At 39.0% G+C, this 20,985-nt stretch carries 19 protein-coding genes; 16 read left to right on the forward strand and 3 right to left on the reverse strand.

Translation table 11 applies throughout. The annotated features are described in order from the left end of the window. The first annotated feature begins 2 nt into the window (after positions 1-2). From HH219_RS17635 to HH219_RS17690, 12 genes are all read left to right on the forward strand, one after another. On the forward strand, positions 3-770 hold the full coding sequence (locus tag HH219_RS17635) for a basic secretory protein-like protein (protein ID WP_169328195.1): 768 nt from the start codon (positions 3-5) through the stop codon (positions 768-770). Positions 771-1,010: 240 nt separating this feature from the next. Continuing rightward, positions 1,011-2,900, forward strand: a complete 1,890-nt coding sequence (locus HH219_RS17640) for a methyl-accepting chemotaxis protein (RefSeq protein WP_169328196.1) — start codon at positions 1,011-1,013, stop codon at positions 2,898-2,900. Positions 2,901-2,932: 32 nt separating this feature from the next. Next, a complete protein-coding gene (locus tag HH219_RS17645) occupies positions 2,933-4,018 on the forward strand; it encodes a GGDEF domain-containing protein (RefSeq protein ID WP_169328197.1) in 1,086 nt (361 codons plus the stop codon). A 2-nt stretch (positions 4,019-4,020) separates the two neighbouring features. After that, positions 4,021-4,644: a DsbA family protein gene (locus HH219_RS17650; RefSeq protein ID WP_211842179.1), complete on the forward strand. Its 624-nt coding sequence runs from the start codon at positions 4,021-4,023 to the stop codon at positions 4,642-4,644. A 220-nt stretch (positions 4,645-4,864) separates the two neighbouring features. Then, positions 4,865-5,617 carry a DUF3450 domain-containing protein gene (locus tag HH219_RS17655; protein WP_054203714.1) on the forward strand — a complete coding sequence of 251 codons (753 nt, stop codon included), beginning with the start codon at positions 4,865-4,867 and terminating at the stop codon, positions 5,615-5,617. 10 nt (positions 5,618-5,627) lie between these two features. Then, the gene (locus HH219_RS17660; protein ID WP_169328198.1) at positions 5,628-6,995 is read left to right on the forward strand and encodes a MotA/TolQ/ExbB proton channel family protein; all 1,368 of its coding nucleotides are present in this window, start codon (positions 5,628-5,630) and stop codon (positions 6,993-6,995) included. A gap of 3 nt (positions 6,996-6,998) precedes the next feature. Next, positions 6,999-7,526, forward strand: a complete 528-nt coding sequence (locus HH219_RS17665) for a MotA/TolQ/ExbB proton channel family protein (protein ID WP_054203712.1) — start codon at positions 6,999-7,001, stop codon at positions 7,524-7,526. A gap of 51 nt (positions 7,527-7,577) precedes the next feature. Further along, a complete protein-coding gene (locus HH219_RS17670; RefSeq protein ID WP_054203711.1) occupies positions 7,578-7,988 on the forward strand; it encodes a biopolymer transporter ExbD in 411 nt (136 codons plus the stop codon). Positions 7,989-7,997: 9 nt separating this feature from the next. Then, positions 7,998-8,603 carry an energy transducer TonB gene (locus tag HH219_RS17675; protein ID WP_054203710.1) on the forward strand — a complete coding sequence of 202 codons (606 nt, stop codon included), beginning with the start codon at positions 7,998-8,000 and terminating at the stop codon, positions 8,601-8,603. A 33-nt stretch (positions 8,604-8,636) separates the two neighbouring features. Beyond that, complete coding sequence (locus HH219_RS17680) at positions 8,637-9,944, forward strand: tetratricopeptide repeat protein (RefSeq protein ID WP_054203709.1); 1,308 nt, start codon at positions 8,637-8,639, stop codon at positions 9,942-9,944. 329 nt (positions 9,945-10,273) lie between these two features. After that, positions 10,274-11,884, forward strand: a complete 1,611-nt coding sequence (locus HH219_RS17685) for a hypothetical protein (RefSeq protein WP_054203708.1) — start codon at positions 10,274-10,276, stop codon at positions 11,882-11,884. A 72-nt stretch (positions 11,885-11,956) separates the two neighbouring features. After that, positions 11,957-14,680: a TonB-dependent receptor gene (locus HH219_RS17690; protein ID WP_169328199.1), complete on the forward strand. Its 2,724-nt coding sequence runs from the start codon at positions 11,957-11,959 to the stop codon at positions 14,678-14,680. Positions 14,681-14,897: 217 nt separating this feature from the next. Here HH219_RS17690 and HH219_RS17695 read toward each other — a convergent pair whose 3' ends face one another. Then, positions 14,898-15,305, reverse strand: a complete 408-nt coding sequence (locus HH219_RS17695; RefSeq protein WP_169328200.1) for a hypothetical protein — start codon at positions 15,303-15,305, stop codon at positions 14,898-14,900. Between the two features lie 267 nt (positions 15,306-15,572). Here HH219_RS17695 and asd point away from each other — a divergent pair, with 267 nt between their 5' ends. Further along, the gene (gene asd, locus HH219_RS17700) at positions 15,573-16,718 is read left to right on the forward strand and encodes an aspartate-semialdehyde dehydrogenase (RefSeq protein WP_169328201.1); all 1,146 of its coding nucleotides are present in this window, start codon (positions 15,573-15,575) and stop codon (positions 16,716-16,718) included. Between the two features lie 68 nt (positions 16,719-16,786). On the opposite strand, the gene HH219_RS17705 is transcribed toward asd, so the two are convergent. Both HH219_RS17705 and HH219_RS17710 read right to left on the reverse strand, forming a co-directional pair. Beyond that, entirely contained in the window at positions 16,787-18,901 is a 2,115-nt protein-coding gene (locus HH219_RS17705) for a TonB-dependent receptor (RefSeq protein WP_169328202.1), read from the reverse strand. A gap of 160 nt (positions 18,902-19,061) precedes the next feature. After that, positions 19,062-19,871, reverse strand: coding sequence for an ion transporter (locus HH219_RS17710; protein WP_170172978.1), 810 nt, complete (start codon positions 19,869-19,871; stop codon positions 19,062-19,064). Positions 19,872-19,972: 101 nt separating this feature from the next. On the opposite strand from HH219_RS17710, the gene HH219_RS17715 reads away from it, so the two are divergent. Genes HH219_RS17715 through HH219_RS17725 form a run of 3 tightly spaced genes read left to right on the forward strand, consistent with a single transcriptional unit; the run spans position 19,973 to position 20,928 of the window. Then, a complete protein-coding gene (locus HH219_RS17715) occupies positions 19,973-20,194 on the forward strand; it encodes a hypothetical protein (RefSeq protein WP_169328203.1) in 222 nt (73 codons plus the stop codon). Beyond that, positions 20,187-20,474, forward strand: coding sequence for a hypothetical protein (locus HH219_RS17720; RefSeq protein ID WP_169328204.1), 288 nt, complete (start codon positions 20,187-20,189; stop codon positions 20,472-20,474). The genes HH219_RS17715 and HH219_RS17720 overlap by 8 nt, the downstream gene beginning before the upstream one ends. A 4-nt stretch (positions 20,475-20,478) precedes the next feature. Further along, positions 20,479-20,928 carry a hypothetical protein gene (locus HH219_RS17725; protein ID WP_169328205.1) on the forward strand — a complete coding sequence of 150 codons (450 nt, stop codon included), beginning with the start codon at positions 20,479-20,481 and terminating at the stop codon, positions 20,926-20,928. The last annotated feature ends 57 nt before the right edge of the window (positions 20,929-20,985 follow it).

Below are 20,985 nucleotides of genomic sequence, written 5' to 3' on the forward strand. Positions count from 1 at the left end.
AAATGGCTTCTTTTACTAAAAAATCATTATCAGCGTCAACATTGATAACTCTACTGTTGAGTGCGAATGTGATGGCTAAAACACCAGTGAGCGAGCAATTAAAACCCGTGCAGTTTAACGCTGATATTCAATGGCAACAGTTTTATTTACCAGTGGTTACGCTTACTAATACAAGTTCTGAGCAATTATCGCAGTGGAGTGATTTGACCACTGAGCTAGTACAACAAGTTAGCTATAATGTTGCCCGCTTACTTTATAAATACCAAGCGAATGCACCTGCGTTACCTACGTTAGCAATTAGTCTTGAAGATATGGATGGCGTTGCGTTCAAAGAAGGTGACTTTAGTGGTGCTAAAATTCACATTAGTGCGCAATACCTGAAAAAGTATCAAGCTGATCATGGTAAACGCGCTATGGCGGATGAATTGATTGGCGTTTTGTATCATGAAATTGCGCATGCCTATCAACTTGATGATGCAAACTATAAAAACATAGGACCACTTATTGAAGGCATTGCAGATGTTGTTCGTATAAAAGCAGGCTACGTTGATATGTCACAACGAAAAATTGGCGGTAATTATAACGATGGTTATAAAACAACTGCTTTTTTTATACATTGGCTTGAAAAGAATAAGCACCATGATTTACTCATTAAGTTAAATGCACAGTTAGACCCTAATGATGGTAAAACGTGGCAATGGCAGAACTTTGAAAGTAATTTAAATATCAATCTTGTACGCGAGTGGAATAATTACCAAACATTACTTTAAGTTTCAGAATGTTAAAAGGGGCTATAATTAGCCCCTTTTTTGTTACTTTATTTCATATTTCTATTTTAATTCTATACTTATTAAATACCTGGATTGATAACACAGTTAGCTATTTAATCATCCTTTATTATTGTTTTTAACTGTATTGTCGTTACGAAATACAATTATATAAGACAAATAGGTCTATTTTTGTTACAAAGTCATTTGTTAATAAAAATAATAAATTAAAATAGGTTTGCCATGCAAAGCTCTCTCAAATTTACAACTAAAGTCACGATCGCAGCGTCAATTGTGCTGGTGTTAGTTCTTGGTTTATTTACTATAAATAACTTCATTTCAATGCGTACACAAACGCAACAGCAATTATCCCTTGTTTTACAAGAAAGCTCACAATCAGTTTCACAAAATATAGCTAATTGGCTTAATGATAAGTTAGCTATTGTTTTAGCGGTTGCTAAAACACATCAAGAGAATGACGCAAAATCACTCACGTTATCGCAATTAAATACTGCTGAAATGGCTGGTGGGTTTAAAAATACATATATTGGCAAACCGGATGGTACATTTGTTTTAAATGATCAAACGATTCAGCTTCCCGCAGACTATGACGCAACAACTCGACCATGGTATAAATTAGTTGAAAACAAAACAACAACCGCATTTACGACCCCTTATATTGATGTTACTACCAATGAGCTAACTATATCTGCTGTTGCGCCTATTACTATTGCAGGGCGCTTCACTGGGGTAGCCGGTGCTGATATTGATATGAAAACCATTACTAAAATTGTTAACGAAATAGATTTTTTAGGATTCGGTTATGGTTTTTTACTCGATAGCGATGGGCGTATTTTAAGTCACCCTCAGACCCAATATAATGATAAATCAATGGTTGATTTATTAGGTGAGAAACTTACTCTCGATCCTCAATTTGTAGAATTAGATATTAATGGTGTAGAGCACTTAGTGTCATTTACACAAATTAAAGGCATTGAAAATGTTGACTGGTATCTTGGTGTTGTGATTGATAAAAGCATCGCATTTTCTTCTGTTGATTCTTTTCGCAATATGGCCGCGATTTATATGTTGCTTGGGATCACTGCTATTGTATTAATGATGCAGTTTTCTTTGCGTTATTTAATGCGGCCTATGCATCGTTTAAATGACGCAATAAAAGATATAGCACAAGGTGAAGGTGATTTAACTCGCCGTTTAGTTATTGAAAATAATGATGAATTTGGTGAACTCTCAGGTTACTTTAATGCCTTTATTGATAAAATACACACATCCATTGAGCAGGTTAAAACGACAACGATAGAACTTGAACGTTCAGTTGAGAGTTTAGTAGATCAAACGCAGTCAACCCTTAATATGTATGGCGATCAAACCAAACGTACAGATAATGTGGCTACTGCAATTAATCAACTCTCTTCTAGTGCCGTTGAAATATCGAACAGTGCGAGTAATGCCTCAAATCTAGCCAGTGAAGCAAATTCGCAATCAGTACAAAGCCAGCAGTCATTAACTGATAACATTAATGCGATTAATGTGTTATCTGAAAATATGGAAAAAGCACAAGTCACAATTAATAGCTTAGCGGAGCATTCAGCAAGCATTGGCCAAGTGCTTGAAGTTATAAAAGGGGTCAGTGAGCAAACGAACTTACTGGCTCTTAACGCTGCAATTGAAGCTGCTCGAGCGGGTGAGGCAGGGCGAGGTTTTGCTGTTGTTGCAGATGAAGTTCGTCAGTTGGCGCATCGAACACAACAATCAACGCAGGAAATTGAAAACACTGTAAGTCAATTACAACAAGGGTCAGCCAGCGCTGTAGCGGTAATGAAAGCAAGCTTAATTGAAAGTGAAAATAGCGTTCAACAAGCACATGGTGCTGGTGAAAAAATGGCGGGAGTTACCAAAACGATTGAATCAATCGATGAGGTTAATCATAGCGTTGCTAATGCTACGACTGAGCAAAATGTCGTCATACAGTCATTAGATAGCGATATTCATACAATCAGTGAATTGTCACAGCAAGGACAGCTTAATTTAAATAATACTTTAGCTGAATGTACACACCTTAAACTACAATTTGATGAGTTAGAGAAAATGGTATTACGTTTTAAAGTCTAATAACTCACTGATTTAAAAATGAAAGATATATAATGCCTGAACAGAATACGAGCCAACCAAGTTGGCTTAAATTGATTAATATAGAAAGTGTCTATAGTGCAGAAAAACAACGCCGTGCTTTTACGTTTTTTACTATGATCTCTATTGCTTTGGTTTTAGTCACTACACTGGTTGTGCTCAATTATCATATTTACGCTAAGCCACTGACTGTCATGTTAGTCGTATCGGACATTACTTTTTTAGTGTGTGCAATTTACTTTATGCGTACAGGGCATTTAAATGCGGTTGCTGCGCTTGTGCTGGGTATTATCTGCATTTTATGTGTCGCGCTTGTTTACACTGGCGGTAAAGAAAATACGGCATTATATTGGTTAATGTTCTACCCAGTGGTTGCATTTTCAACGCTGGGTTTAAGAATTGGCTTAATCGGTGTATCAGTTTTACTATGCGTGTCGTGTTTTTTACTATATGGCCCTGATATAGGACAAGTTAAATACGGTTATGCGGAAAAAGTGCGCTTTAGTGCATCTTTTATTTTAGTCTTTTTATTTACCTTCATAGGCGAGTATTTTCGGAATAAAAGTCATATGGAAATAGCGCATATGACGCTATTACAAAAACAGGATGCACACACAGATCAACTAACGGGCTTAGCCAATCGCCGATTTATTACGAGTCATTTTTTACCGCTTGCTAAATCACGGCCAGAACAATACTTTCCATTTACAGTTTTACTTATGGATCTTGATAACTTTAAATATATAAATGATAGCTTTGGTCATGATTTTGGTGATCACGTTCTTATTGAATTTAGCACGTTTCTTGAATCCCAGTTACGCTCTTCAGATATAAAAGTACGCTATGGTGGTGAGGAGTTCATGGTTATATTACCTAGAATTGACTCCGATGCCGCTTTTTCTATTGCAGATAAATTTAGAGAGTATGTTTCAACACAAACAATCATATTTACTCAAACGCAAAAAACCACCATTACTTGCAGTATTGGTGTTGCGCAGGTAAATAAAATATCTGAGTTTAACCAAGCCGTCAAACGCGCAGATGAATGTTTATATGATGCTAAACGCGCTGGCCGTAATTGTGTTATATCAGGTCAATAAGTATGAATAATAACGCAAGCTTGATCTATGTTTATGATCCTATGTGTAGTTGGTGTTGGGGGTTTAGTAAAACATGGCAAGAGATCCAAGCTCGCTTAGCCACAGAACTTGATATTGTCTATAAAGTTGGCGGTCTAGCTCCTGATTCTGATGAGCCTATGGCCATGAGTATGCAAAAGTTTTTGCAGCAGACTTGGCAACGAATTTCAGATCAAACAGGGGCTGAATTTAATTTTGATTTTTGGCGTAATTGTGAGCCTAGACGCAGCACTTACCCGGCATGTCGTGCTGTAATTACTGCTCGGTACTTTAATAAAGAGCACGCCATGCTTGAAGCGATTCAAAAAGGTTACTATTTATTAGCTAAAAACCCCTCTAATGCCGATGACTTGCTCTCATTTGCTCAACAAGTAGGAATAGATACCAATGAGTTCTTACAATTATTTGGCAGTGACCTTCTGAATCAGGAATTTCAGCAAGAGCTTCAATTTGTTCAGCAATTACCGGTTCATGGTTTTCCATCACTGGTGCTTTATTATCAGAATCAATATTATGCAATTGCTATTAACTACACGAATGCGGATGACGTTATTACACGTATTCGTGACGTATTGACTCAATCTTAACGCCTCAATTAATCTGAGCATATATTCTCTGCGGCTGCTAAAAAAAATCACTTCTTACTATTTATCCTTAGAATTAATACCTTTAAACGTTGTAATTATGACGGTTGTCATGAAATAGACTTTTTTGCGCAACACCCTTGTCATTTTTCACCTATAGAATCTCGTGCATTGATATTAAGCAACTAGCAAATCCGCTAATTAACGAGTAAAGGTGTATGCGATGAAAGGCGTTAAACCATTGATCTTAGCAGGTATTGTGGCCATGAGTGCGACAGTCCAAGCAAATGATTTAAATAAGGTTATCGATAAAAGCAGTGAAATTAATAAATCAGCTGCGCAATCACAAACAAAAATAGACAAGATTGCAGATTCAATGCAAGGGCGTTTACAACAGTTTAAAACCCTTAATAAAGAAATAGACGGTTTAACTGTTTATAACGCGCAGTTAAGTAAGCAACTGAGCAATCAAATGTCAGAAATGGAAGCTTTGAGCCTTTCAATGGATCAGGTTTCTATTATAGAGCGTCAAATTACCCCTTTAATGCTACGTATGATCACAGGTTTAGAGCAATTTGTTGCCCTTGACGTGCCGTTTCTTACTGATGAACGCGAAAAACGTTTAGCCTCTTTAAAAACCATGATGGACAGAGCGGATATTAACTCAAGTGAAAAATTCCGTCGTGTATTAGAAGCCTATCAGGTTGAAGTAGATTATGGCCGCACAATTGAAGCGTATACGGCTTTGCTTGATGTTGATGGGCAAGAGCGTGAAGTTGATTTTCTTCGCATTGGTCGTTTAGAGCTTATTTATCTGACTCGTGACGGTAAAAAAGCAGGTTCGTGGGATCAAGATAGTAATGGTTTTGTCGCGCTACCAGATTCAACAATCAGTCAAATTAATAAAGGTTTACGCATAGCACGTAAACAACTAGCCCCAGATATGTTAACACTGCCAGTTCACGCTGCGGATTAAGAGGTTAAAAATGACACTTTTTACAAAAATGACCAAAATCGCTTTATTTGGCGCAACACTTGGCTTTGCTGGTAGCACATTTGCTGCAGATGCTATGGATTTAGATTCATTACTTAAAACCTTAGAGCAAGGTAAAACACAGCAATCGGTCGAGAACAAGCAACGTGAGCAAGAGTTTATCGCACGACAAAATGATCAAGTGCAAATGCTCAAAAATACTCAAGCACAGCGTAACAATATGCTTTCTGAATCAGAGCGTCTTGAAACACTGTTTGAAGGAAATGAAATTAAGCTAGCCAATCAAACGGATACATTATCTAAACGAATGGGTTCGTTGAAAGAGTTATTTGGTGTACTGCAGCAAGTTGCTGGAGACTCAAGCAATAAGTTTGCAACCTCTGTTGTTTCTGCCCAATTACCAGGGCGCGGTCAATTTATGGATGATCTGGCTCAAAAAATGGGATCAACGTCTAAGCTTGCATCAATCGAAGACATTGAACAAGTATGGTACGAGCTGCAACGTGAAATGACAGAGCAAGGTAAAGTGTCTCGCTTTACGACGGATGTCATTGTTGAAGGTGGCAATAAAGCACAGCAAGAAGTTATGCGTGTTGGTGCATTTAACCTTATTTCACAAGGTAAATATTTAGAATATAACGCCAGCACAAATACGCTCAGTGAATTAACTCGCCAGCCAGTAGGACGTTTTACGTCAACTGCAGCAGACTTACAACAAACGTCATCAGGGACAGTGCAATTTGCACTTGACCCAACAGGTGGCTCTATCCTTGGTTTACTTGTACAAGCGCCAGATACCACTGAGCAAGTACATCAAGGCGGTGCAGTGGGTTATGTGATTCTAGGTGTTGGTTTATTAGCACTATTAATTGCCATTGAGCGCTTTATTTCGTTAATGCTGATGGGTGGCAGAATTCGTCGTCAACTTAAAGATGACGTACCACGTGATGACAACCCGCTTGGTCGTGTAATGAAAGTAAAAGACCAATACCCGTCTGTTGCATACGACACCCTTGAGCTGAAACTAAGCGAAGCTATTTTACGTGAGATGCCAAAAATTACACGTAACTTAACACTGATTAAAATTATCTCAGTGGTTGCACCGCTTTTAGGTTTACTAGGTACAGTAACGGGTATGATTAATACCTTCCAAGCAATAACTTTGTTTGGTACGGGGGATCCTAAATTAATGGCAGGTGGTATCTCACAAGCACTCGTCACAACGGTACTTGGTTTGGTTGTGGCTATCCCAACAGTATTTTTGTACACCTTATTGAATACACGCTCTAAAAACTTGCTACTTATCTTACAAGAGCAAAGCGCGGGTATTATCGCTGAGCGTAGCGAAAAGGGAGCATAACCCATGGTGCTATTGATTGATTCAATCAATGCTATCCGTGATTTTCTCGACACTGGTGGCCAAGTTTTATTGGTCATCGGAGTGTTAATCTTCGCGATGTGGTTATTGATACTCGAGCGATTTATATACTTTTTTAATGGTTTTAGGCACTACAAGCATACTGTTAAAACAAGTTGGACAGGGCGTAATGAGCGTAATAGCTGGAACGCAGAGCAAATACGCCAAGCCACTATTTCACGTGCAGGAATGAGACTAAACGCTAATTTAGCGCTTATTAATGTGATGGTTGCGTTATGTCCGTTGTTAGGTTTACTCGGTACGGTAACTGGCATGATAGAAGTGTTTGATGTTATGGCGATAACAGGTACAGGTAGTGCTCGTTCTATGGCATCCGGTGTCTCAAAAGCAACTATCCCAACAATGGCAGGCATGGTGGGGGCGTTATCCGGCGTATTCGCTTCAACGTATTTACAGCGTAAAGCGAAGCGCGAAGTTGCACTACTTGAAGACAGCATGGTTTTAGACCATTAAAACAATAATTTTTTAGCATGCGGCGACAGCCGCATGCATCAGGAGAATAAAATGAGAGCCCCATTAGGAAGTCTTTTTCAAGAAGATGAAGCAGAAGAAATTAACATGACACCTATGTTGGATGTTGTTTTCATCATGCTCATTTTCTTTATTGTTACCGCCTCGTTTGTTAAAGAAGCGGGTATTGATGTAAATCGTCCTGAAGCGGCTACAGCTGTTAAAAAAGAACGGGCAAATATCTTAGTCGCTATTTCAGACGAAGGCGAAATTTGGATCAACAAACGCCAAGTTGATGTACGGGCAGTGCAAGCGAATATTGAGCGCCTAAAAGCAGAAAACCCACAAGGCAGTGTGGTTATTCAAGCTGATAAAAAATCAACCACTGACACACTTATCAAGGTGATGGATGCAGCGCGTGCAGCAGGCGTGTTTGACGTATCTATTGCGGCACAAGAGGCCTAAGGAAGCATAATGCGTTATTTAGTAGCATTATTTATTGCCGGTGTTGTGACTTTTATGCTGTTTTTAGGCATGCAGGCACTTATCACCGGTGGCGAGGGGGCGATGACTGAGCCTGCCAAAGGCAATGTACTTGATTTTGTGCGTCTTAAAAAAGAAGAGAGTGTACAAAAGAAAGAGCGTAAGCCTCAAAAACCACCCACACCAAAAGAGCCACCGCCGCCAATGGAATCACCACAAATGCAAAATAGTGATCCTAATGCCAGTGCAGCTAATTTTGATTTTGGTGCCAGTGTGGACGCTGATGTGAGTTTAAGCGGTGGCTTAGCGCTTGATTCAAGTGATGGTGAATACCTACCCATTGTAAAAGTGGCACCCGTTTATCCGCGTCGCGCTTTATCGCGTGGTATTGAAGGGTATGTGATTGTTGAATTTACAGTAACCAGGCAAGGCACAGTACGTGATGCAAAAGTAGTAAAAGCTGAGCCAGAGTCATTATTTGATCAGGCAGCGATGGATGCCGCTCTTAAATTTAAATATAAACCACGCGTAGTAGACGGTGAAGCGGTTGAAGTTGCGGGTGTACAGAATAAAATTTCTTTCCAGATAAACGGCTAGCCCTTAATAATTGGATAGAGAAACGAGGCGATTATGAAACTATTAAAAACAGCATTCTTTTGTTCTTTAGCATTGAGTGCAAGTATTACACTACCAAGCTTAGTGAGTATGTTACCAGGCATTAATGTGGCGACAGCCTACGCAGATGAAATTAAAACAAAGCGTGTACCAGCGCTACGTGAAAAAGTGTATAGCCAATTGGCGCGTGCACAAAAGCTTGCAGATGATGGTGATGCACAAGCGGGTCTTGCTGCACTTGACGACATTAATGAGCGTTCATCAAGTATGAACTCGTATGAAAAGGCCATGATGTACAATTTTTATGGTTTTATTTATTACAACGAGAATGATTTAACCAAAGCGATAGCATCGTTTGAAAAAGTGATTGCTGAGGATGAGATCCCAGAATCTCTTCGTTTAAGTACCAGCTTTAGTTTAGCGCAACTAGCAATGGCAAATAGCGACTACAACAAAACCTTAAACTTTTTAGCGCAGTGGGACACAATCAATACCAAGCCTAAAACAGACGCGTACTATGTGCTTAAATCACAGGCTTATTATCAGTTAAAAGATTATCAAAATGGTATTAATAATATCGAGCATGCAATTGCACTAAGCGATAGTGAAGGGAAAGAGCCAAAAGAAAATTGGCTTGTTTTGCAACGCGCTATGTACTATTCGCTCGGTAATACAGATAAAGTCGTTACCGTATTAGAGCGTATGGTTAAACTGTATAATAAGCCCCAATATTGGGTGCAGCTTGGCGGCATGTATGGTGAAACTGGCAAGGAGAAAGAACAGTTAGCTATTTTTGAAGCTGCCTATCAGCAAGGTTTTTTAACGTCAAAATCAGACCTTCGGCAGTTATCGCAAGTGTATCTATATAATGGCCTCGCTTATAAAGCGGCGAATGTTATGAGTACTGCAATAGATAATGAGATAGTCCAAGCGACAGCAAAAAATTATGCTTTTATCGCAGAAGCCATGATACAAGCAAAAGAAGAAGAAAAATCAATACCTTATTTTAGTAAAGCTGCACAGCAGTCAGATCACGGTAAGTACGAGCAACGTCTAGCAGAGGTGTACGTTAACCTTGAAAAGTATGAAGACGCTGCCGATGCAGCTCGTAAAGCGCTAGAGAAAGGCTCACTCGATTTTGAATCTAATGCTTATGTAGCACTTGGTATGGCGCAATACAGTTTACAAAATTTTGATGCATCTATATTGGCGTTTGAACAAGCTGAAAAACATAAAAAATCTCAGCGATTAGCTGAACAATGGATCAAATACGTCAAGCGTGAAAAGCTCCATGCTGAAACCTTACGCACAGCACTGCTTTAATATTGTCGTAATTTAAATGACATAAAGTGGGCTATGAGCTGATCATATCTTGAGTTTATAATCGCAACACCAAAACCGCCTTCGGGCGGTTTTTTTCGTTTTTTTAATTTGTAACAATTTGTTATATAAGGATAATTGGTTTTTTAGTCAAAAATGCACATTGTCATTTTATGTTTATTAAAGTGTAACCTCGCTGTCATACACCTCCCGTATTGTAGTGCTCGTTCTAAGGCTCAAGTGACCTTAAGGCATGGCTTTCGTGCTTTAAAGTGACTTGAGTTTTACTTAATGCGCTAACAAAATAATTAAATACTTTAACGGAGTGAACAATGAAATTATCTGGTTTATTTAAAGTCAGCCTAGTGGCTGCTGCAATGACTCTTGCTGGCTGTGGTGGTGGTGATATTAATGTTACACCTACAACAGTAGATAACAGTGTAGACAATAGTGTAGATAATTCAGGTGGTGGCAATAACGGTGGTGAGACCTTAAATTGCGCTACATACACATTAGATGGAGCTACATTTACAGGTGAAGCTGAAGGTGTTAACTGTATTTACAGTCAAGCATTTGCAAGTAACGCAAAAGAAATTACCAGCTCTTTTGTAATCTCTGCCTTAGGCAATGGCGGCGCACATGTGTTTGAAGGTGCATTATTTATTGGTGATGATGTAGACACATCAACTGGCGCTACAATTGATGGCAATGGTCCTACATTATCAATTGAAGCAGGTTCAACAATTGCTTTTACTAAGCCTGAGAGCTTTATTCGTGTTGCGCGTGGTGCAAATATCGAAGCAATTGGTGAAGTAGATAAGCCAATCATTTTCACCAGTATCAAAGAGGTTGATGGTGATGATTCAACAACAGCACAAATAGGTGACTGGGGTGGCGTTCAGGTAAATGGCCGTGGTCATTCTATTCGTTGTACAGCCGCTGCTGCTGCACAGGATATGTGTAACCACTCTGCAGAAGGCATTGTATCGTACTATGGCGGTAACGATCCGCAAGATAGCAGCGGTATCCTCAAGCACATTGTTATTAAATATGCAGGTTTTGGTGTTGAAGGTGATGAGCTTAACGGTTTAACTCTTAATGCTGTTGGTTCAGGCACAACGATTGATTATGTGCATGTTCATAATGGTTTTGATGATGGTATTGAACTATTTGGTGGTAGCGTTAACCTCAAGCACATTGTTATCACTGATACAGGTGATGATGGTATTGACTGGGATGAAGGCTGGAAAGGGTATGGACAATTCATTCTTGTACGTTCAAATGAATATGGTAATCATGGCTTTGAAACTGATGGTGCAAAGGTTGACCCATTATCAGCAGATGCACAAGATTTAGTGACGAGCGTTTCTAACCCAACAATTGCTAATGCAACTGTTGTAACCACGGGTGACCAAGGCGCAGAAGGGCGTCGAACTGGTGCTGGTATGGAAATGAAAGAGTGGGGCAAAGCACAATTAGCTAACATGTTATTTGTTAACTCTTCGTCAGTAGATGGTGCAGGCTGTTTTGACTTATATAATGAAAAAGACAAATCAGGTGATGCAGGTGTTCATGCCAATGCAAATAATGGCGATATCGCATTTATGAGCTCAATATTTGCGTGTGGTAAGAACTTTGAAGACGTGAATACGCCTTTAACGGGTGCACTAGCAAGTTTTGATGTAAATACTTGGTTTACGGGTGGTGAAAACAACCAGTTGATTGGTTTTGCTGATTTTACAAATGTACTAGGTGCTGATGGTGTTTCAACAGCGGCAACAATTACTGATTCGCAGGGTACTGCTGTTGCTACAACAGCTAAAGACATGAGCGAAGTTAACTCTTTCTTTACTAATGCAGGCTACATTGGTGCACTTAAAGACGGTGAATCAAGTGAGTGGGCTGATTTTGTAGCCGCATCTTTACAACGCGCTAGTAATTAATCTAGACCGGCTCTAATTACAAGGCGCTACGGCGCCTTTTTTAAGGGAATTTTAGGTTTAGAGGATATAAATATGAAACATCAAAAGCAGTTTAAAACCAATCTAATAACTTTATCTCTGCTCTCCCTTTTTTCTTCATTTCATTCTTTCGCTGATCAAGCACAAGAAATAATAGATGAAGAAGCAATAGAAGAAGTTGTTGCAACAGGCACACGTCTTAAAGGCAGTGCAAGTGCGGTAATAGATGAGCGTAAAAATCAGGCTTTCGTCGCTGATATAATGGGTTCTGAGCAAATATCGCGAACAGGTGACAGTGACGCCGCTTCGGCACTTCGTCGTGTTACAGGCTTATCATTAGTTAATGATAAGTTTATTTATGTACGTGGATTAGGTGAGCGCTACTCAAGTGTACGTTTAAATGGCGCAATAGTGCCGAGCCCAGATCTAACGCGAAATGTCATTCCGCTTGATATCTTTCCATCAAGTATTATTGAATCCTTGGCTGTTCAAAAGGCTTATTCACCTAATATGCCCGCAGCTTTTGGCGGTGGTGATGTAAATATCAGAACGAAGAGCATACCAAGTGACACTTTGTTTAAAGTTGAAATTGGCGCTAGTTACAAAGATACAAACGACGAAGGCTATACGTATAATGGCGGCAATGATGATTGGCTAGGTCAAGATGATGGCACGCGAGCATTACCTAGTACAATTAGAACAGCGCTAAATACCTATATTAATGGCCTGTCTGATATCTCATATAGAAACATAAGAGATGTAGAGTCAAAACGTCAAGGCACTGATATTGGTCAAGCCGCTGCGATAGATTTAAATAAAAGTTTAGCAAAAGCATTACCAAGAGATTTTGGCTTAGAAAAAGAAAGCTTAAACCCTGATGCCGGTATTAAAGCTGTTTATGGCGACCGTTTTGATAATTTATTTGGCTTAGGCGGATCTTTTGGTTTTCTAGCATCCGTTGCCTATGAAAATGAATGGTCTAATGCTGAGAAGTTTAGCGCTGTACTGTCTTCTGTTGACGCATCTGAGTCCGCATGTTCAAAAGATGACTTTACGTGTTATTCGGCAACAGAAAAAGAAGTATCGACAAAGCATAATATAAAGTTAAATAGCTCTGTTAATTTAGGGTATAAAATTAAGGGACATGATTTAACCGCTACTTATATGATGTTGCGAGACACTGAAGATGAAGCCTCAGTTGCGTTATATCAAGAACCGTCAAAATCACTAAGTATTGATGCTGGGCAATTACAACGTAGCCACTTAACATCTTTCGAAGAGCGCGAACTTGAGATACTCCAACTTCGCGGTATGCACAACCTAGACTGGGGCTTGCTTGAAGGTGTTGGCGTTGATTGGCAATATACTGATTCAACAGCGACAACGAGTATTCCTGGAGAGCTTACAGTAACGGTTCGTGATGAGTACTTAGATGGTAAATACCAACGCACTTTTTACAATGGTAGCTTAGGCGGTAACCCTTATCTGTATCGATTTGTTGAGTTAGAAGATGATGTCGAAAACTGGGGCGTTAACGTAAACAAAGTTTTCTACTTTGATAACGCAGAAGTTGAGATTGCAGGTGGTGGTTATTTTGTTGAAAAAACACGTGATTACCGTACAGACTTTTTCAATTATCGTTTTAGCCAAACTCAGTCACTCGATTTAGCACAAAGTGAAGACGAAGCACTTTCAATAGGCAGTTATTTTGCTAATGATTCAGTTATTGACTCAACGGGTGTCGAGTTGTTGTTCCAAGAACCAACCGCCGATGATTACTTAGCAGCACAAATGATCGATGCTTATTATGGCTCTTTTGACATAACATTTGCTCAAGATTGGCGTGTAAGTGGTGGTGTACGTTACGAAGACTTCCGCCAAGTTGCGCTCGCTTTTTCTCGTTCAGCATTTGATCCTGCTTTACTTGCTGACAAGTTAAGTGCACAAGCAATAGAGCAAGCAAGTGTGATGGAAGATGAGTTTTTTACATCGTTATCTATGACATATAGCCAAGATTCGTATCAAATTCGTTTTGGTTATGGCAGCACAGTTGTTCGTCCTGATTTACGAGAGTTAAGCCCAGTTCAATTCCAAGACCCGCTTACGGGTTATCGAACACTGGGTAATCCTTACTTAGAATCTAGTTATTTAGATAACTTTGATGCGCGCATCGAATTTTATATGGATAATGGCGATAACTACTCAGTTGGCGCATTCTATAAAGATATTGATAAGCCAATTGAAGCGCTATTAACAGAAAGCGACGGCCGTTTTACTTTGCAGTTTGATAATGCAGACACCGCCTATGTTTACGGTATTGAAGCTGAATGGTTAACAGAGTTACATAGTGATTTACTCGGCGGTGCTTTCTTTACTTCTGGTAATTTAACACTCAGTGATTCAGAAGTTGAAATTGCACAGGAGCAGCGCGGCGATCTGACCAACCTAAAACGTCGTATGACTGGCCACTCAAAATATGTTGCCAACTTACAATTGAATTACGATTCGCATGATGGCATGCATCAAGCATCTGTTATCTACAATGTATTTGGTGATCGTATTTTAGCTGCGGGAGTAAATAACTTTGATGATGCTTACGAGCAACCTTTAAACTCGTTAGACATGGTTTATAGTTATTATCCAACGTTTAATACCACACTGACATTTAAAGCGAAAAATATGTTGGGACAAAGTTTTGAAGTAGAGCAAAATGATGTACTAATTCGTTCTCAAGAAACACCAAGAGAGTTAAGTGTGAGCTTTAGTTATGAGTTTTAACACTCTCTAATAAGGCAGTAACAATAAGCTATTATTACCGAGCCCTGCCAAGTGTAGGGCTTTTTATTGGCTGTTATTTATGAAATGAATAGTTATACGCGTTATTTTAATAGTGGAAGTTAATTCATGCTGGTGGGCTTAAATTGATATCAATGTTCTGCTGGCTTGGGGTTACGATGGAGTAAGAACCCAGTTTTTACCGGGTTCTTTATTGCTTTTAGTTACCGCACTTAATGCTAGCGTATAACGGATAACACTGATTTTTGCTACCCGTGCTTTTTAATACCCACTCACTATCATACCAATCATAGTTCGCATAGGCCGATTCATCTTCGCCACACTTTATTGTACTGCCTGTTACTTCTTGCTTATGGCCTCGCTCTTTACAAAACTGATTGCCAGTAAGAGAGCCTACAAACATATTTCTATAACTATTATTAACTCTCACTGTTGGGTTGTTATAAATAACGCTAGATGAGCGGCGAGTTGCCCCTAGTTTTTGTTCAATGCTCGTAGTTGAGCTTGCAAAGGAAGTAAGTGATTCTTCGATGTTGTCATTTGTTTGTGCAAATGCGCTCAAAGAGAACAAGCTTGCAATTATACTACCTAGATAGAGTGCTTTCATGTGATAGGTCCTTTTTTAATAAATTGATACACAATACATCCAATTCCAAAGTGCTCAATAATCATAGTTTTTATGTATTTCATTTGTATGAAGCTAGGGCGTGTTTAGATTAAGTTACACAATGGTGTAACAACGACATTGAATATGAAAAAATTTTATGTTCTATGAGTAACGCTGGTTTTGCTTTGATCACAGTGCTAGATTATCGGTTCTAAAAATTAAATCTCACGCAATGAATTTTAATTTTTAATGAATTAGGTATCTCTTATGACTCAAACACTGGAACAAACAATGAAAAAAGTAGGCTTGGTTGGTTGGCGCGGCATGGTTGGCTCTGTTTTATTAGAGCGTATGCAACAAGAAAATGATTTTGCACTGATCGACACCACTTTTTTTACCACCTCGCAAACAGGCCAATTAGGTCCTGATCTCGCTGGCAATGCAAAACCACTACTTGATGCAACGGATGTAGATGCCCTTGCCCAAATGGATATTATTATAACCTGCCAGGGGGGAGATTATACCAAAGCGGTATATCCTCAATTACGTGCTACCGGTTGGGATGGTTATTGGATTGACGCGGCGTCCGCACTTCGCATGAGTGACGACAGTATTATTGTTCTTGATCCAGTAAACAAAGATGTCATAGAGCAAGGGTTAGAACAGGGGGTTAAAACCTTTGTTGGTGGCAACTGCACCGTATCGTTGATGCTATTAGCGCTAGGCGGCTTGTTTGAACAAGACTTGATTGAATGGGTAAGCCCAATGACTTATCAAGCAGCATCCGGTGCAGGTGCTCGTAATATGAAAGAGCTAATAGCACAAATGGGCTCTATTCATGCGTCTGTTGCTGATAAGTTAGCTGATCCACAAGCCGCTATTTTAGAAATAGATAAACTAGTGACAGAGCAAATTGCCGCAAGCGATTTACCGCAAGAGCAATTTGGAGTCCCCCTTGCTGGCAGCTTAATTCCATGGATTGATGTGCCTATGCCAAGTGGTCAATCCAAAGAAGAGTGGAAAGCGCAGGTTGAAGCGAACAAAATTTTAGGTTCATCTAAGCAACCAGTTCCCGTTGATGGTTTATGTGTGAGGATCAGTGCGATGCGTTGCCATTCTCAAGCGATGACTATTAAGCTGCGTGAAGATATCAGTGTAGAGAAAATTGAACAGATTTTAGCATCACATAATGAATGGGTTAAAGTGATCCCAAATGAACGCGATATTACAGCAACTGATTTAACACCGGTTAAAGTGACAGGCACGCTTAGCATTCCAATTGGGCGTATTCGCAAACTAACGATGGGTCCTGAATATATAAGCGCGTTTACAGTGGGCGACCAGTTATTATGGGGCGCTGCAGAGCCGCTTCGTCGTATGCTACGTATTATAGTTGAAGGTAATAACGCGTAGACATTAAATATCTATTAATATTAAAAGGGCGGATATTTCCGCCCTTTTTTATTGCCAATTTAGTTTATTTAAAAACGGTAGTTAACACCTAAGTTTACGGTAGTCCCGATCCCTTTGACGTTAAACGCTCTAAACGTTAAAGCTTGTGAACGGGCAGGGAAGTAATCTTTATTAAGTAAGTTTTCAACACCTGCAAACACCGACCATTGATCAAAATCGTAACTGCCGCTTAAGTTAACAATGCCATAGCCATTTACAGGCCCCTCATCGCCGGTGTAAACGCCTTTATCATTTTTTTCAAAACGATCTCGGTCGCTAACATGAATATAATGAACTGACATTTTTGCCTGCGTGGTTGGCTGCCAATTTAATGCAAGTGTGCCTTTAGGCGCAGATACTTCACGTGCTCCTAAATAATTGCCTGTATTGCTGTGCTTGCCTTCAACGTAACCATACGTTGCAGCTAAATCCCATTGGTCATTGAACGTGTAGTTAAGTACCCCTTCATAGCCCCAAATTTTTTGTGGTGCGCGTTGTGTTATATAAATCCCTGTTTTTGGATCCTGCACGCTGCGTGACCCTAAATCTGAAAAACTTTTATAAGCGGATAACTCAAATCTAAATTGTTCGAACTCGCTGACAAAACCGACTTCATAGTTATCTATTATCGCCGCTTCAGTTTGGATAAGTGCAATGTCTTGTACTGTTGCTGAGCGTAATAAAGCACCTAAATCAGGAATGTTAGCACCTTGCGAATAGCTTACGTAAGGTGTAAACGCTTGGTTTGCATTATAACGAAAACCAACATTAAACGTTGTTGCGGTAAACTCAATGGTTCCGCCTTTTACAGCTTTGGGAACAGAGCATTGATCAGCGCTTCTACATAGCTTTAATGTATTGTAATCATTTACTTCAATATCCATATTTTCATAGCGAAGCCCAGCTTTGACAATAAAGTCATCTTGAATAACCCACTTGCTTTGTAAGAAACCAGCAACATTAACCATGTCCATTTCTGGTACCCAAAGTCGACCATCAACCATTGGTTGAGAAGTAGTATCATTGAGGATATCAACGCCGTAAATAAAGGTCGCTTCAACATTATCCCAATCAGCTAACGTATTAAATACTGAGCGTAATCCCTGTTTTTCTGACTTAATTAACGACTGTCCACCTGCTAGGTTTAAATCAGGGTTTGCTAATACCGTTGAGTAAAAAAATACATTTTCGATAGATTGTTTATACACATCTAAATTGAATGCGGTATTACTAAAAATCTCTGCATCAGTGTATTTTATCTGTAAATTATGATTACCACGTGGCCCTTGTGGCGCTGCATTAAATGGCGTGCTTGCAGCGTCTTTTATTGCGTAGGTTTTTTCACCTTTATTGATATCACCAATAACATCAACCCATGCAGAATCTTGTTGCGATTCAAAATAGTTGTAGGTCATTTGCAGTGATTTATCGGCATCAAAGTCATAACTTAGTTTTGTGAAGAAATTACGCGACTTTGCTTCAGATAATCCATATTGTGTACCGAGTGCATCACCTTCAGCGTCTCTTAATACGCCATTATTTTCAATACCTAAGCTGACAATATAGCTAAAGTCATCAATTTCACCTGATGCGGTTGTCGTTACTTTTAAACCAGCAGAGTCATCAAGCTTTACCGCACTAAATTGTGTCGATGCGGTTGTGTTTAAACTAAACTTACTGTTTGTTGCAGGCTTTTTAGTGATGTAGTTAATGATACCCCCCGCAGCACCATTACCATAAATAGAGGTCGCACCTTGAATAACTTCAATTCGTTCAATGACATGAGGGTCTAATGAACGCATACCTAAAGATCCATTTCTAAGTGGTGTTGATTGCGGGACACCGTCAATCATAACAAGTGCTGCACGGCCACGTAATGTTTGTGCAAAGTTACTTGATGTTCCACTGCTTGAGGCAATGCCGGGTACATACATTGCTAATATACTTTGCAGATCAGTGGTTACTTTAAGTTGTGCTGCAAGTTCTTTTTGGCCAATAATTGTTACCGATGATGGAATTTCATCAATACTTTCAGCGATACGGCTACCGGTAACTAAAATACGTTCTAAGTCTTGTGGTTCATCGTTGGCGGTTACTTGAGCTGAAATTATAAGTGCTAGGATGCTAAGGTTGGTTTTGATCATATTCTTAAAAATGCGCAATATAAAAATGGAACGCAATAATAAACTAATTGGAAATGATTCGCAATTGAGTTCCTCTTTAGGGTTGTGCACGTTTCTAAAATGATTTTATGGTTTTAAAGTGTAATGACACTGCATTTAAGAAGTGTCATTACACGAAGAGTTACATTTTCCTTTCACTAAGCAATGTCTTTAACTCACTTAATTGTGTTTTTAATTCGTTTATTTGCCCTTGTGTTGCTGGCATATCATTAATGTTTGTTTGCTCTTCACGCGCATTGCGGTGCTCCTCAGACATTACCTCTAAAATAGCGCCTACCATCATGTTCAAAAACACAAAAGCGGTCAAAAATATAAATGTAAGGTAATAGATCCAGCTTAGCTTATACACGGCCATGGTTTCATACATGACGTCGGTCCAATCTTCAAATGTTGCCACTCTGAACAGAGTAAGCATCGAAATAGACACATCCCCCCATAAAACAGGGTTTATTTCAGAAAATAACATACTTCCTGTTGCTGCATAGATATAAAAAATAACAAACATTAGAAGGGCGATATAGCCCATTTGTGGGATAGCTTTAAGCAGTGAATTAACTAATAAACGCAGTTCAGGAACCATTGATACCAGGCGTAGAACGCGAAAAATACGTAGCAACCGTGCTATAAATACACTTGAACCTGCAGCAGGGTATAAACTGCCTACGACTACTATTAAATCAAAGATGTTCCACCCTTTGGAAAAAAAGTCTTTGATGCCTTTACTCGCGATATAACGAATGATCAACTCAATCAAGAAAAAGACGGTGATGCCAATATCCATCCAATGTAAAAAAAACTCAACCGTTGGATGTAGTGAGTAAGTATGTGCGCCTACTGTTAATGCAGAAATTATAATAACTACAATAACAAATGATTGAAATATTTTACTTTTATCGATACGCTGGAACAGCTCGTGTAACTGCGACAACATCATAATTAGCCCTTAACGGTTATAAATAAAAACGAGTGCAATATACAGCAAAATAGTCATGGATGAATTACTTTTCCGGTTTTAAATGTAAGGAATTTTTAATGCTTTTCAATATGCTAAAGCTCGCTATAAGTGCGATGCTAGTGATTTTTTTAACCGCATGTAGCTCAAATTCACGTTACCATGAAATTCAATCTGCACGGTTAGGTGAATGTAATTATATGGCTGATAAAGAGTATCATGAGTGCATAAAGCGCCAAGAAGATGGCTACGATGAGTTTAAAAAGCAACGAGCAGAGCAGCAAGCGACTAAAAATGACTAAAACACAAAAGCAATTCGATAAAGTACTGCGTGTCAATTTAACGCGAGCTTGTGAAGAAATTAAAGATGAACTAAGTGAATTTAGTTGGCTAACTCATGAGATAGATTTAAGTAAACCAACTACATCACTTAAATTAAGCTGTTACTTTAAAGATCAATTTGCGCTTGAGCAAGCAACGAAAAATCAAGATACTCAATTAGTTAAAAATATAATAAGTAAAAAACTTGCAAGCATTGATTTAACAGTCAAAAAATTTATATTTAGCGCTGACAATATTTAGGATTATGATGTTTTCTAATTTAACGAATAAACAAAAGCAGCGTGGGCTGCTCATATTAGCAGGTTTATTTTTTATATTTGGGCTTTATCAGCTTCAACAACCCGTAGGTGCAAATCATGTGCTAAGCAATGGCTTTGTAGTGGCCATAGCGTTCTGGGCGTTTTCACGACGTTATAGTCAGCAGTTTTTAGAAAAAAATATGGTTACAGCGGCTATTACACGTGAAGGCAATGAGTTAATCATTAAACAAAGTATGGTAAATAAACTATCTCGGCTTGATATCCCCCGTATTAGCAAAATAACAATTGGTGACAATTACTTAAGTTGTATATTGGATGGCAATGGTCAAGGTTTTGATTTTCAATTAGTGGGTAAAGCGTGCGAGCTCAAAACACATATGTGCTCAATTTTAGCAGCTAATGAGCAGCAAACTATTCAAATCACGCTTGTTTAATTTGGTATTGCGATCACATAAGGCTATAATTCTACAAAATAGTAATAGAGATCAATA

Source organism: Pseudoalteromonas sp. NEC-BIFX-2020_015 (genome assembly GCF_012952265.1).
GTDB lineage: Bacteria > Pseudomonadota > Gammaproteobacteria > Enterobacterales > Alteromonadaceae > Pseudoalteromonas > Pseudoalteromonas neustonica.